13 protein-coding genes and 1 tRNA gene are annotated in these 12,577 nt (G+C 64.3%); 5 read left to right on the top strand and 9 right to left on the bottom strand.

Translation table 11 applies throughout. The annotated features are described in order from the left end of the window. The first annotated feature begins 167 nt into the window (after positions 1-167). Positions 168-875 carry an SDR family NAD(P)-dependent oxidoreductase gene (locus ACYG9Z_RS16225; RefSeq protein ID WP_023739672.1) on the top strand — a complete coding sequence of 236 codons (708 nt, stop codon included), beginning with the start codon at positions 168-170 and terminating at the stop codon, positions 873-875. Between the two features lie 137 nt (positions 876-1,012). On the opposite strand, the gene ACYG9Z_RS16220 is transcribed toward ACYG9Z_RS16225, so the two are convergent. From ACYG9Z_RS16220 to aroA, 4 genes are all read right to left on the bottom strand, one after another. Then, on the bottom strand, positions 1,013-1,834 hold the full coding sequence (locus ACYG9Z_RS16220; RefSeq protein WP_023746537.1) for an MOSC domain-containing protein: 822 nt from the start codon (positions 1,832-1,834) through the stop codon (positions 1,013-1,015). A gap of 248 nt (positions 1,835-2,082) precedes the next feature. Beyond that, positions 2,083-3,780, bottom strand: a complete 1,698-nt coding sequence (rpsA, locus tag ACYG9Z_RS16215) for a 30S ribosomal protein S1 (protein ID WP_023703671.1) — start codon at positions 3,778-3,780, stop codon at positions 2,083-2,085. A gap of 204 nt (positions 3,781-3,984) precedes the next feature. Next, entirely contained in the window at positions 3,985-4,629 is a 645-nt protein-coding gene (gene cmk, locus ACYG9Z_RS16210) for a (d)CMP kinase (RefSeq protein WP_023752474.1), read from the bottom strand. A gap of 240 nt (positions 4,630-4,869) precedes the next feature. Beyond that, positions 4,870-6,228 (bottom strand): 3-phosphoshikimate 1-carboxyvinyltransferase, encoded by a 1,359-nt coding sequence (gene aroA, locus ACYG9Z_RS16205; RefSeq protein WP_023671314.1) that lies wholly within the window; start codon positions 6,226-6,228, stop codon positions 4,870-4,872. Between the two features lie 206 nt (positions 6,229-6,434). On the opposite strand from aroA, the gene ACYG9Z_RS16200 reads away from it, so the two are divergent. The 3 genes from ACYG9Z_RS16200 (at position 6,435) to ACYG9Z_RS16190 (ending at position 7,568) form a co-directional block, all read left to right on the top strand. Beyond that, positions 6,435-6,827 (top strand): TIGR02300 family protein, encoded by a 393-nt coding sequence (locus ACYG9Z_RS16200; RefSeq protein ID WP_023683538.1) that lies wholly within the window; start codon positions 6,435-6,437, stop codon positions 6,825-6,827. Between the two features lie 173 nt (positions 6,828-7,000). Next, positions 7,001-7,076, top strand: a tRNA-Ala gene (locus ACYG9Z_RS16195). A 156-nt stretch (positions 7,077-7,232) separates the two neighbouring features. After that, positions 7,233-7,568 (top strand): hypothetical protein, encoded by a 336-nt coding sequence (locus ACYG9Z_RS16190; RefSeq protein WP_245259937.1) that lies wholly within the window; start codon positions 7,233-7,235, stop codon positions 7,566-7,568. A 48-nt stretch (positions 7,569-7,616) separates the two neighbouring features. Here the strand turns inward: ACYG9Z_RS16190 and ACYG9Z_RS16185 are convergent, their stop codons facing one another. Genes ACYG9Z_RS16185 through msuE form a run of 5 tightly spaced genes read right to left on the bottom strand, consistent with a single transcriptional unit; the run spans position 7,617 to position 12,312 of the window. After that, on the bottom strand, positions 7,617-8,381 hold the full coding sequence (locus ACYG9Z_RS16185; protein WP_023671311.1) for an ABC transporter ATP-binding protein: 765 nt from the start codon (positions 8,379-8,381) through the stop codon (positions 7,617-7,619). A gap of 24 nt (positions 8,382-8,405) precedes the next feature. Continuing rightward, the gene (locus ACYG9Z_RS16180; RefSeq protein WP_023732650.1) at positions 8,406-9,404 is read right to left on the bottom strand and encodes an ABC transporter substrate-binding protein; all 999 of its coding nucleotides are present in this window, start codon (positions 9,402-9,404) and stop codon (positions 8,406-8,408) included. Between the two features lie 42 nt (positions 9,405-9,446). Next, positions 9,447-10,295, bottom strand: a complete 849-nt coding sequence (locus ACYG9Z_RS16175; protein ID WP_023711343.1) for an ABC transporter permease — start codon at positions 10,293-10,295, stop codon at positions 9,447-9,449. A gap of 24 nt (positions 10,296-10,319) precedes the next feature. Then, positions 10,320-11,696, bottom strand: coding sequence for an LLM class flavin-dependent oxidoreductase (locus tag ACYG9Z_RS16170; RefSeq protein WP_023683544.1), 1,377 nt, complete (start codon positions 11,694-11,696; stop codon positions 10,320-10,322). 58 nt (positions 11,697-11,754) lie between these two features. After that, a complete protein-coding gene (gene msuE, locus ACYG9Z_RS16165; protein WP_023683545.1) occupies positions 11,755-12,312 on the bottom strand; it encodes an FMN reductase in 558 nt (185 codons plus the stop codon). A gap of 60 nt (positions 12,313-12,372) precedes the next feature. Here msuE and ACYG9Z_RS16160 point away from each other — a divergent pair, with 60 nt between their 5' ends. Beyond that, positions 12,373-12,570: a hypothetical protein gene (locus ACYG9Z_RS16160; protein ID WP_155923261.1), complete on the top strand. Its 198-nt coding sequence runs from the start codon at positions 12,373-12,375 to the stop codon at positions 12,568-12,570. Positions 12,571-12,577: the final 7 nt, after the last annotated feature.

Here is a 12,577-nt window from a genome sequence, read left to right as displayed (position 1 = left end):
GTCCATGCGCGGGGGTCGGAAGGGGCGGTCGGCGGCTTCGAGCGATGCAAAGACGCAACAACTGCCATGTCGAGATGTCGGTTGAGTGATCGTGCAAAAGGCGCGACGCTCTGCGTCGGCGCGGCACGACAAGCGACATAATATAAGAAACGACAGGAGCGTCCAGGATGACGGAAACAGTTCAGGGCAAGCATATCGTGGTGACCGGTGGCACCGGGGCGCTGGGTGCCGCGGTCGTCGGCAAATTGCTGGCGGACGGCGCGATCTGCCATGTGCCCAATGCCCACGCGTCGGCCCCCACGCATTTCCCCTTCGCGGCCCATGATCGCGTCCGGCTGGCGCATAATGTCGATCTCGCCGATCCTGCCAAGGTCGATGCCTTCTATGACAGCGTTCCCGAATTGTGGGCCTCCATCCATCTGGCCGGCGGCTTCGCCATGGCCCCCGTCGAGAAAATCGAATCCGCATCCTTTGCCGAAATGATGGACACCAACGCCCGCACCGCCTTTCTGTGCTGCCGCGCGGCGGTGCGCTCCATGCTTGGCTCGGCCACTGCAGGCCGCATCGTCAATGTCACGGCGCGTGCTGGGCTCGACCCGCGCCGAGGCGCCGGCATGGTCGCCTATACCGCCAGCAAAGCGGCGGTGGCGGCGATGACCGTGGCGATGGCGGAAGAGCTGAAGCACAAAGGCATACTGGTCAACGCGGTGGCGCCCTCGACGCTCGATACGCCAGCCAACCGCGCCGACATGCCGGACGCCGATTTCGGCAGATGGGTCAGCCTCGAAGCCGCCGCCGAGGCAATCGCCTATCTGGCATCACCGGCCAATCTGGCAATGAGCGGAACGCTGGCGCCGCTCTACGGCCGCGCCTGAAGTTCCGCCGCGCAGAGCGGCTCATTTGGTTTGGCTTCCGATGGCGGCCTTTGCCGACCTCGCCTGATCTACAGCGGAGGTTGGCCATTCAATCATGGCGACCCGCCGACGCCTCCACGGCATTAGAAGGGCTGCGACTACGTCAGGTTCGAGACCCCCGCTTCCACGACCTCGACTGCGTCGCCGATGGCGATCGTGCCGGCGTTGTTGGGAATGGCATTCTGGCCGAAGATGATGCCGCCCTTGGCGGAGCGGTGGAGTTTGCCAAGCGTCTGCAACGGCTCGCGCGGGTCCGGCTGCTCGCCGCTCAACGGATCTCGGGTGGTGATGACGCAGCGCGAGCAGGGCTTTGCGATGCGCAACTCGACAGCGCCGATGCGGATCGTCTTCCAGCTGTCTTCGAGCCATGCGCCGTCTGCGTCGACGACGATGTTTGGCCGGAACCGCGCCATCTCGATGCGCCTGCCAAGATGGCTGTTCAGATGGTTCAGCGAGCCCGTCGTGGCGATCAGCAGCGGAAAACCGTCGGCAAAGCCGACGTAATCGCCAGGCTGGCCGAATTCCGCATCGACCGGCCGGTTTCGCGGATCGTCGAAATAGACGAGATCGACGGGCCGGCCAAGAATAGCCGAGAGATAGGCGCCGGCGGCCGGATCGCCCGGCCGCGCGGCAACCATATCCTTCCAGATCTTGACTTGCCGGAGCGCGGTGCCGGGAGCCGGTGCCTCGACGAAGTGCGAGCCATGCCTGTCATGTTTCAACAGGATGCCCGTTCCGCGATGCTCGACGTCGATCGTCGTCATATCAGGTATCTGGCGAATGGTGAGGAACTGCCCATCCTTGTCGATCACCATCCAACGGCGGTCGCCTTCCATGCCCATTGTCTCGATGTCGGCGCTCGGCACGGCATGGCCGCGCAGGCTCTTGACCGGATAGCGATAGAGTTCGACGACCTTCATCGCGCATGCTTCCCTGTTGCCCGAAGGGCCGGACTTCCGTGTTTACGTCTGCAACGACAGCCGAGCCTACAGCCGCGCATGCGGAATTGAAGGGGTTCCGCCGTCTTTGTCTTGTGCCAACCGCGTCGCCGAGCATGAAAAAACCCGCGAGCCTTGCGGCCCGCGGGTCTTCTTGTTCAAGCCGCGCGTGAGGCGCAGCCGAGGTTTACGCTTGCGCGAAGCGACTTACGCGCTGCGCGCGAAGCGGCTTAGCTGCCCTGCTTCTTCAGCGCGGCGCCAAGGATGTCGCCCAGCGAAGCGCCGGAGTCAGTCGAGCCGTACTGTGCGACGGCTTCCTTCTCTTCGGCGATTTCCAGCGCCTTGATCGAGACCTGCAGCTTGCGGGTCTTCTTGTCGAAGGCGATGACGCGGGCGTCCAGCTTCTGGCCGACCGAGAAGCGCTCGGGGCGCTGCTCGTCACGGTCACGGCTGAGGTCGTTGCGCTTGATGAAGGTCTCGATGCCGCTGTCGACCAGCCGCACTTCCAGACCGCCATCCTTGATGCCGGTGACTTCGCAGGTGACGACAGCGTTCTTGCGCAGTTCGCCTGAAGTCGCGGCTTCGCCGACCGTATCCTTGGCCAGCTGCTTGATGCCGAGCGAGATGCGCTCCTTGTCGATGTCGACGTCGAGCACCTGCGCCTTGACCATGTCGCCGCGATTGTACTCTTCGATGACCTGCTCGCCCGGACGGGTCCAGTCGAGGTCGGAAAGGTGCACCATGCCGTCCACGTCGCCTTCGAGGCCGATGAACAGGCCGAACTCGGTCTTGTTCTTGACCTCGCCCTCGACCTGGCTGCCGACCGGATGGCTCGCGGCAAAAGCCTGCCACGGGTTTTCCAGCGTCTGCTTGAGGCCGAGCGAGATGCGGCGCTTGGCCGGATCGACCTCGAGCACGACAACGTCGACTTCCTGTGTCGTCGACAGGATCTTGCCGGGGTGCACGTTCTTCTTGGTCCACGACATTTCCGAAACGTGGATGAGGCCTTCGATGCCCGGCTCCAGCTCGACGAACGCGCCGTAGTCGGTGATGTTGGTGACGGTACCCTTGATCTTCTTGCCGATCGGGAACTTGGTGCCGATCTCGGACCACGGATCGCTCTCGAGCTGCTTCATGCCGAGCGAGATGCGGTGGGTTTCCTGGTTGATGCGGATGATCTGCACCTTGACCGTCTGACCGATGTTGAGGATCTCGGTCGGGTGGTTGACGCGGCGCCATGCCATGTCGGTGACATGCAGCAGGCCATCGATGCCGCCGAGGTCGACGAACGCACCGTAATCGGTGATGTTCTTGACGACGCCTTCGACAACCTGGCCTTCTTCGAGGTTCTGCACGATTTCCGAACGCTGTTCGGCGCGGCTTTCCTCGAGCACGGTGCGGCGCGACACCACGATGTTGCCGCGGCGGCGATCCATCTTGAGGATCTCGAAGGGCTGCGGGTTGTGCATCAGCGGAGAGACATCGCGGATCGGGCGGATATCGACCTGGCTGCGCGGCAGGAAGGCCACGGCGCCGTCGAGGTCGACGGTGAAGCCGCCCTTGACCTGGTTGAAGATGACGCCTTCGACGCGCTCACCCTTGGTGAACTTCTCTTCGAGCTTGACCCAGCTCTCTTCGCGGCGGGCCTTGTCGCGCGACAGGACGGCTTCGCCCAGCGCGTTTTCGATGCGCTCGACCATGACCTCGACCGTGTCGCCGACCTTGAGCGTCGAGTCCTTGCCCTTGACGCCGAATTCCTTCAGCGGCACGCGGCCTTCGACCTTGAGGCCGACATCGATGATGGCCATGTCTTTTTCGATCGCCAGGATCGTGCCCTTGACGACCTGACCTTCGCCGGAGTGGCCGGCGGTAAATGATTCTTCGAGCAGGCTCGCGAAATCGTCGCGAGTGGGATTTGCAGCTGACATATTTTCTCCTGGAGTGCCCCGCATCTCTTGCGGGACGGGCGCCGTGGGTTAGCGTTGCGTTGGCCTGCCGGCGTTCCGGGCTACAAAAGCCCTGGGCCGCCTAAGCGGCAATTCCGGCGCATGAAGAATGCTGGCAGGCTGGTTCGTGCCCGATATGGGTATTTTCTTCGCTTCCGGCAATCGGTGGAGCGGGAAAACCCTGGATCAGGCTTTGTCTCTCTTGGCCAGGGCGTCGTCGATGATCGCTTTGGCCGCTAGAAACGCGGCCTCTATAGCCATTTCGGAGGTATCAAGCAAGTGCGCGTCCGCCGCCGGCTTCAGCGGCGAGTCGGCGCGGCCCATGTCGCGCTCGTCGCGGCGCACAATATCGGCAAGGATTTCGGCGAAATCGGCGGTGCCGCCGATGCTCTCGATCTCGGCCAGCCGGCGCTGCGCCCGCACTTCGGCGCTCGCCGTCACATAGAGCTTTATGTCGGCGTCAGGGCACACGACCGTGCCGATGTCGCGCCCGTCGAGCACCGCGCCTGGCGGTGTCCTGGCGAAATCGCGCTGCTTTTCGACCAGGATGCGCCGGACGGTAGGGTAAATCGCGACCTTCGAGGCCGCCTCGCCAACCGCATGCGCCGACAGCACCGCCCGGTCGAGCTGTGCCAGGTCGACCTGGCGCGCGGCGGTTTCGGCTGCTGAGACATTGTCGAGTGGCAGCGCGTGCCGGATCAACGCATAGGCGACGGCGCGGTAGGTGAGGCCGGTGTCGAGCAGGTTGAGGCGGTAGTGGTCGGCCAGCCGTCGGGCCAGCGTGCCTTTGCCGGCGCCGGCGGGACCGTCGATGGCGATGGTGAAGGTCATTGGCGGGCCAACACGAAAGACAGACGCCGCGATCCTTCGCGCCCCCCTCTGTCCTGCCGGACATCTCCCCCTCCAGAGGGGAGATCAGAAGCTTCTGCGCCCCACTCTTTCCTGCAATTTCGAAAACTGGCGAAAGCCGCTGTGACGGCCGATCTCCCCCCTTGAGGGGGAGATGTCCGGCAGGACAGAGGGGGGCGCTGTCCCGCCGACATCTCTGCTTGCTTTGCGCTTGGCATCAACCTACCCGATCTCCGCACCGAGCCCCGTCATCAGACCCATGAACTCCGGGAAACTCGTCGCGATCATGGCGGCGTCGTCGATGGTCACCGGCTTTTCCGTTGCCAGCCCCATTACCAGGAAGCTCATGGCGATACGATGGTCGAGATGCGTCTGCACCGTCGTGTCCTGGCCATTGGGATGGCCGCCCAGCCCCTTGCCGCCGGGCTTTCCGCGCACCGCGAGCGAAGCTTCGCCTTCGGCGCAGTCGACGCCGTTGAGCTTCAGCCCATTGGCAACCGCTGCCAGTCGGTCGGATTCCTTCACCCGCAGCTCTTCCAGCCCCTGCATCAACGTCTCGCCCTCGGCGAAGCTCGCGGCAACCGCCAGCACCGGATATTCGTCGATCATAGACGGCGCCCGCTCGGGCGGCACGGTGACGCCCTTGAGCTCGGAGTAGCGCACGCGCAGATCGGCAACATCCTCGCCGCCGGCATTGCGCGGGTTCAAGATGTCGATCTGGCCGCCCATTTCCTGCAACGTTAGAAGCAGGCCGGTGCGGGTGGGGTTCATCAGCACGTTCTCGATGACGATGTCCGAACCCGGCACGATCAGTGCCGCGACCAGCGGGAAGCCGGCCGAGGAGGGGTCGCCGGGCACGGCGATGGTCTGCCCCGTCAATTTGCCCTGGCCCTCGATGAAGATGTGGCGCACGCCGCGCTCGTCGGTCTCGACCGAGAGATTGGCGCCAAATCCCCTAAGCATCTTTTCGGTATGATCGCGCGTCATCACCGGTTCGATCACGGTGGTGATGCCGGGCGTGTTGAGGCCTGCCAGCAGCACGGCCGACTTCACCTGCGCCGAGGCCATCGGCACGCGGTAGGTAATGGGTGCGGCGTGTTTCGGCCCATGCAGCGTGATCGGCATGCGGTCGCCCGGCGTCGCCTTCAGCACCTGCACGCCCATCTGGCGCAAGGGTTCGAGCACGCGGCCCATCGGCCGTCCCGACAGCGATGCGTCGCCGATGAAGGTCGTTTCCATGTCGTAAGTGCCGACGAGGCCCATTGTGAGGCGGGAGCCGGTACCGGCATTGCCGAAATCGAGCGGGCCTTCCGGCTGCAGCAGCGCGCCATTGCCGGTGCCGCGGATCACCCACTCGGCGCCGCGCTTCTCGATATGCGCGCCCATCGCCTTCATGGCGGCCGCCGTGCGCATCACATCCTCGCCTTCGAGCAGGCCGGTGACGCGGGTTTCGCCGGAGGCAAGGCCGCCGAACATCATGGAACGGTGCGAAATCGACTTGTCGCCCGGCACGCGAGCGGTGCCGGAAAGGGCGGATGATTTGCGGGCGGTGGCCGGCTTGGCAGCGGCGGCGTGAGACATGGAATTTCCCTGGACGGAATGCCGGCGCACCGGCGCTTTTCATTTGTTGCGGCGGTCTCGTATCACGGCGGGCACGAATGGTCATCCCCATGGTCGTCGCTTGGCGCGAGGCCTTTCAGTGCTTGGTTTTGTGACGCCGGCTTTTCGCTTTGACAGCGCGGTAAACTGTGGTTAAGGGGACCACTCTTTTACTGACGAGGCTTGACGTGGCAAAAAACGAACTTGGCACAAAGCGTGTCGACCCTGAAACGGGCCGAAAATTCTACGACCTGAACAAGGACCCTATCGTCTCGCCCTATACGGGCAAGACGTATCCGCGTTCCTATTTCGAGGACGGCAAGATCGCCGCCCTCGAAGAGGAAGAGGAAGTGGCCGAGAAGGAAGTGGACGCCGAGGAAGAAGAAGGCGTTGAAGTCGTCTCGCTTGAAGAGGCCGACGAAGACGTCAAGGCCGGCGACGAGCTTCCCGACCTGGGCGACGACGAGGACGATGTCGATCTAGGCGACGATGAGGACGATACTTTCCTTGCCGACGAAGAGGAAGAAGACGACGACGTCGCCGACATGATCGGCGTCGGCGACGACGACGACGAAGTCTAGGAACGCTTCGAACGCATGCATTTAGCGGCGTTCACGGGCTATGATGAAAAAGCGGGCCTCGAAGGCTTGATCTTCAGGGAAGGCGGGGTTAGAAGCCGCCTGCACTAAACGGCGCGGTCCTGAAACCCGCGCCGGACCTCTCGCCGGCAACGGCGACGGCTGACTGCCGGAGTGGGGCCATAGCTCAGTTGGGAGAGCGCTTGAATGGCATTCAAGAGGTCGTCGGTTCGATCCCGATTGGCTCCACCAAACAGTCTCTTTCCGACGCTCGGTTTCGCGGCATTCATGCTTGTCGCCTGCCAGTCGGCGCCTGAACCATCATCGCCGCCGCCAGCGCCCGCACCTCAGCACATGGCCCCTGCCGCGATCTCTGCTCCTGATGGTGCGGCGGTCCTCGATCCATCCGTGCGGGTTATGCCGCCCGGCGAAGGCGTCCCGGCCAAATATGTCGCGTTTTCCGGCATATGGGGCGGACAGCTGGACGGGATGTATGACGGCAAGCTCGCCGTGCTGACGATTACGCGCGGCGGCAATGTCACCGCCACCTATGCCTGGGGCGATGTCGCCGACAACAAACCGGGCGTGGCCGACGGCGAAGGCAAGATTTTCGGCAACACGTTGAAACTGCGGCGCCTTCCCAATGGCGCGGACGTCAGCGCGGTCATTCAGGCGGACGGAACGCTGGCCGTCACCTATGGGCTTGCCGACCGAACCTATACGGGCACGTTCACCAAGCAATAATCGCGAGAGCTAATCTTCCGGGGGAGCCACGGCTGGCCCCTTCCCCGATCAGTGCAGGCCGAATTCGCGCAGCAGTTCTTCGCGATAGCGCACGAAGCGGCTCTCGCTGCGCTCGCGCGGGCGTGGCAGGTCGATGTCGATCAACCGCGCCGCGCCGCCTTTCTCCTTGGGCAGGATCAGCACCCGGTCGGCAAGATAGATCGCCTCCTCCAGATCGTGGGTGACCATCACCATGGTGACGTTCTCCTCGCTCCAGATGCGCGCCAGTTCCTCCTGCATGCCTATCTTGGTCATGGCGTCCAGCGCCCCCAGCGGCTCGTCGAGCAGAAGGATTTCGGGCTGCACGGTGAGCGCCCGGGCGATGCCGACGCGCTGCGCCATGCCGCCGGAAAGCTGGCTCGGAAAAGCATCCGCGAATTCAGCAAGACCGACCAGTGCGACGTAGAAGCGGGCGCGTTCCTCGGCCTGCCTCTTGGGAACACCGCGCACTTCGAGGCCGAACGCGACATTGCCGAGCACGCTGAGCCACGGCAGCAGCCGCGGCTCCTGGAAAATCACGGCACGCTCGGCGCCGACGCCATGCACCGGCTGGCCGTCGATCGCGACACCGCCGCTGTCGGCCGCCTCCAGCCCGGCCAGAATACGCAGCAGCGTGGTCTTGCCGGAGCCGCTGGCGCCGACGATGACCAGGCATTCCCCCGAACGAATGTCGAGGTTGAGCGTCCGCAGCACGGCAAGCTGGCGCCCGCCGAGGCTGAAGGATTTGGACAGGTCGCGGATCGAGACCTCTCCGCCACGGTTGGAACCGGCCATCTTGTCTCTCAGCTATTTCAAAGCTCAGTTGATCTTGGTTTCGCCGGGCCGGTACAGGATGTCGGCGGCTTTCAGCTTGCCCTTGGCTAGACGGCCGTCGCGCTCCAGCACGGCGACCCAGAAGTCGATGTCGCGATCGGTCGCCTGCGCACCTTCGCGCAGACCAAAGCCGGTCCAGTAGCGGGCGAGATCGCCGTTTTCGCCGCGCTTGTCGAGGATAGTGGCCAGCACCTTGCGGGCTTCGTCCGGGTTCTGGCGCGACCAGTCCGAGGCGCGCGCCGACTGTTCGACGAAGTTGCGCGCCGCATCCGGGTTGGCGGCAATGAAGTCGCGCCTGAGTACGACGAAGCCGCCGGCGAGTTCGCCGAGCACCTGGGTGTCGTCGAACACGCCGCGCACGCCGCCGTTGGCGACCAGCGCGCCGGCAAAGGTCGCCTGCCAGTAGCCGAGGCCGGCAATGTCGACCTGGCGCGAGCGCAGCGTCTGCTCAAGCTGCGGGCCGGGCACGACAATGAGGTTGGCGGCGGTCGGCGGCAGGCCGACGCTGTGCAGGGCCTCACGCACCGTATAGTCGAGATGAGCGCCGAGCGTGTTGACCGAGATGGTCTTGCCGGCAATGTCGGCGATCGATTTGATCGGGCTGTCTTCCAGCACGTAGAAGACGCTCTTCACATCCTTGTTGATGCCGTTGCTCGGATACGCCGCGACGAAGTCGTTGCCGCCGGAGATCGAGTTGATCACCGCCGCGGTGGCGGCCGAGCCGATGTCGACGCTGCCGGAAGACAGCGCAAACAGCGATTCCGGTCCACCCGAGGAATAGCCGACATTCTCCAGCTCGACGCCGAGCCCTTTGAAGTAGCCAAGCTCGTCGGCCAGCTCGTGCGGGGAGATGCTGCCACGGCTGGCGAGGTAGCGGAACTTGACGGCTGCGGCTTGCGCAAAGGCCATGCGCGGCAGGCCGGCGGCGATGAGGCCGGCGGCAAGCGGCGCGCCGGCAAGCAGCGAACGGCGGGTGATTTTCATGATCGGGTCCTTCCTGGAGGTAAACGGTGAGGGGCGGACTGCTCAGTTGACAGGATTGCTCCAGCGACAGAGCCGCCGCTGCAGGGTGACCAATGCCTGGTTGGCGATCAGGCCAAGCCCGGCGAGGATGACGATTGCCGCAAACATCAGCGGGATCTGGAAATTGTACTGCGCGTTCATCACCTGGAAGCCGATGCCCTTGTTGGCACCGATCATCTCGGACGCGATCAGCAGCAGCAGCGCCGTGGTGGCGCTCAGCCGCAAGCCGACGAAGATCGACGGCACGGCGCCCGGCAGTACGACGCGGCGAAACACGGTGAGCCGGCTCGCACCATAGACGCGCGCCATTTCAAGCAGCTTGGGATCGACTTCCTTGACGCCGCTGGTGGTGTTGAGCAGCAGCGGAAACAGCGTCGCCCAGAAGATGACGAAGATCTTCGAGGTCTCGCCAAGTCCCAAGAGCAGGATGAACACCGGATAGAGCGCCAGCGCCGACGTCTGCCGGAACACCTGCAGGATCGGATCGAGCGCGGTTTCGACCGGGCGCACCTGGCCCATGAACAGGCCGAGCGGAATGGCAACGGCGACAGCCGCCGCAAAGGCGATGCCGGCGCGTTGCAGGCTGATGGCGATGTCGCCGAGCAGGCTGCCGCCGGCAAGCCCCTTCCAGAGTGCGACGACGATCATGTCGATCGGCGGCAGCACCGCCGCGTTGACCCAGCCGACGCTGCTCGCCACCTGCCAGAGCGCCAGGAAGCCGGCAAGCACGCCGTAGCGCTTCAGGAAGCGAACAGCCGCCTTGCTGCCGAGGTTCAGGAAGTCGGTGCCGAGCCCGGTTTCGCCACCACTGCGGCGAACCGTGATCTGCCGATCGATGTGCTGCAGCGTCATTGCTTCACCCCTTCGATGCCAAGGTCATTCGGCGGCAAGGACGGTCGAGCGGGCGACGGTCCATGGATTTTCCGGGCGCCTGAGGCCGAGATTCTCGCGCAGCGTGCGGCCTTCGTAAGCCGTGCGGAACAGGCCGCGCCGTTGCAGTTCGGGAATGACCAGGTCGACGAAATCGTCGAGCGCGCCGGGCAGCCAAGGCGGCAGGATGTTGAAGCCGTCAGCCGCCTCGCTGGTGAACCATTCCTCCAGCTGATCGGCGACCTGCGTGACGCTGCCGACGATGGTGTAGTGGCCGCGCGCCGTCGCTACCCATTGGTAAAGCTGGCGGATGCTGAAATTGTGCTCGTCGGCAATCTGCCGGATCAGCGCCTGGCGGCTCTTCATGCCTTCGGTTTCCTTGCTCGGCGGCAACGGGCCGTCGAGCGGATAGCCCCTGATGTCGAGCGTCTGGCCGGCAAGACCGTTGAGGAGCGCAACACCGTCCTCGGGCAGGATAAGGTCGTTGAGCTGTTGGTATTTGGCGCGGGCCTCGTCCTCGGTGCGGCCGACGAAGGGCGCGACGCCCGGCATGATCAGCACTTGGTCGGGATCGCGGCCGACTTCAGCCACGCGCGCCTTGATGTCGCGGTAGAATTCCTGCGCCGTCTCGAGCTTCTGATGGGCGGTGAAGATGACCTCGGCCGAGTGCGCGGCAAGCCCGCGTCCGTCTTCCGACTGCCCGGCCTGTACGACAACCGGATGCCCCTGCACCGGGCGCGGCACGTTGAGCGGACCCTTGACGCTGAAATGCTCGCCCTTGTGGTCGATGTCGTGCAATCTGTCCTTGTCGTAGAAACGGCCCGACTGCTTGTCGCGGATGAAGGCGTCATCCTCCCAGCTGTCCCACAGCGCCTTGACCGTCTCGACATGCTCATGCGCCCTGGCATAGCGCTCGGCATGGCTGGGCTGGACGTCGCGGTTGAAATTGCGTGCCGTTTCGTCGCCGGCCGAGGTCACCACGTTCCAGCCGGCGCGGCCGTTCGACAACAGGTCGAGCGAAGCGAATTTGCGCGCCAGCGTGTAAGGCTCCTCATAAGTGGTGGACGCCGTTGCGATGAAGCCGAGATGCGTCGTCAGCGGCGCCAGCGCCGCAAACAGCGTCACCGGCTCGAAACCGGCGATCTTGGCATTGCCGCCCTCGCGGGCGCCGAGGCCGACGGTCAGGTTGTCGGCCAGGAAATAGGCGTCGAACAGGCCGCGCTCGGCGGTCAGCGCCAGTTGCTTGTGGAACTCGAAATTGGTGGCCCCGTCGGCCGGCGCATCGGGATGACGCCAGGCGGCGATATGCTGCCCGCCGCCGGGCAGGAAAGCGCCGAGCTTGATCTGCCGCGGCCTGCTATCGGACTTGCTGGCTCGAGTCATTTGCAGGCGTCCTTCTGGTCTATGCGGGATGGAATGTTGCGTCGCGGATCGTTGGTTTTCAGGCGGCAAGGACGACGCTGTAGGGCACGCCGGCCACCCGGCATGCCTCGGCGACCGCCTGCCGGGCTCGCGCCTTGACTGCCTCTGACACCAGCACGCCATCTGCAAAGTCCTTGTCCGAGGCGTAGATCGCGGTCGGCAGGGTCTGCGCCTCGAAGAAGCCGAACAACGGCCGCAACTGGTGTTCGACGACTAGCGAATGACGCTCGCCGCCGCCTGTTGCCGCCAGGATGATCGGCTTGCCGCGCAGCGACGACGGGTCGAGCAGGTCGAAGAAGTGCTTGAACAGCCCGGTGTAGCTGCCCTTGAAGGTCGGGGAGCCGACCACCAGCACGTCGGCGCCGAGCAGCTGCTCGATAATACCGCGCGCCGCCGGATCGAGATCGCCAAGCTGTCTTGCAGGCGCAAAGGACGGGCCGAGATCCTCGATGTCGAAAACGCTCAAAGCCGAGCCGGCCCGGCTCGCCACCTCACCGGCGATGTGGCTGACGAATGCCTTCGTCTTGGACGGACGGGTCAGGTTGCCGGACAACCCCACCACCAGCTTTTTTGACATCCGAGGCTCCTTCTCGCAGACGCACTATCCGCATTAAGCCTACCGATTTTGTAGAATTAAATGAGCGAGAAGATTTCAAAACCGGGCTCTGAAGCGAATGGAGTTTGCGGTACATCGCCTTTGGTTGGTTCATTTGGCCCCAAAAGCGCCGCGGCAGATGCTGACGCGGTCGCGCAAGGCATCGCCGGGGACCATGGCCTTGGTCCTTTGCGCACCGATGGGTATCGTTGCGAAACCGTCAAGGGCCGGCGGCATTGACACTGCG

The sequence above is a fragment of the Mesorhizobium sp. RSR380A genome (genome assembly GCF_054719385.1).
The sequence above is the reverse complement of the archived record's forward strand: the minus strand, read 5'-3'. Positions and strand labels throughout refer to the sequence as shown.

What these genes read in the sequence shown, in the direction of transcription:
- ACYG9Z_RS16175 (WP_023711343.1), bottom strand. Translation starts at nt 10,295, where the DNA reads ATGACGCTGCAGCACATCGATCGGCAGATCACGGTTCGCCGCAGTGGT.
- rpsA (WP_023703671.1), bottom strand. Translation starts at nt 3,780, where the DNA reads ATGTCAGCTGCAAATCCCACTCGCGACGATTTCGCGAGCCTGCTCGAA.
- ACYG9Z_RS16220 (WP_023746537.1), bottom strand. Translation starts at nt 1,834, where the DNA reads ATGAAGGTCGTCGAACTCTATCGCTATCCGGTCAAGAGCCTGCGCGGC.
- aroA (WP_023671314.1), bottom strand. Translation starts at nt 6,228, where the DNA reads ATGTCTCACGCCGCCGCTGCCAAGCCGGCCACCGCCCGCAAATCATCC.
- ACYG9Z_RS16160 (WP_155923261.1), top strand. Translation starts at nt 12,373, where the DNA reads ATGAGCGAGAAGATTTCAAAACCGGGCTCTGAAGCGAATGGAGTTTGC.
- ACYG9Z_RS16180 (WP_023732650.1), bottom strand. Translation starts at nt 9,404, where the DNA reads ATGAAAATCACCCGCCGTTCGCTGCTTGCCGGCGCGCCGCTTGCCGCC.
- ACYG9Z_RS16170 (WP_023683544.1), bottom strand. Translation starts at nt 11,696, where the DNA reads ATGACTCGAGCCAGCAAGTCCGATAGCAGGCCGCGGCAGATCAAGCTC.
- ACYG9Z_RS16185 (WP_023671311.1), bottom strand. Translation starts at nt 8,381, where the DNA reads ATGGCCGGTTCCAACCGTGGCGGAGAGGTCTCGATCCGCGACCTGTCC.
- cmk (WP_023752474.1), bottom strand. Translation starts at nt 4,629, where the DNA reads ATGACCTTCACCATCGCCATCGACGGTCCCGCCGGCGCCGGCAAAGGC.
- msuE (WP_023683545.1), bottom strand. Translation starts at nt 12,312, where the DNA reads ATGTCAAAAAAGCTGGTGGTGGGGTTGTCCGGCAACCTGACCCGTCCG.
- ACYG9Z_RS16225 (WP_023739672.1), top strand. Translation starts at nt 168, where the DNA reads ATGACGGAAACAGTTCAGGGCAAGCATATCGTGGTGACCGGTGGCACC.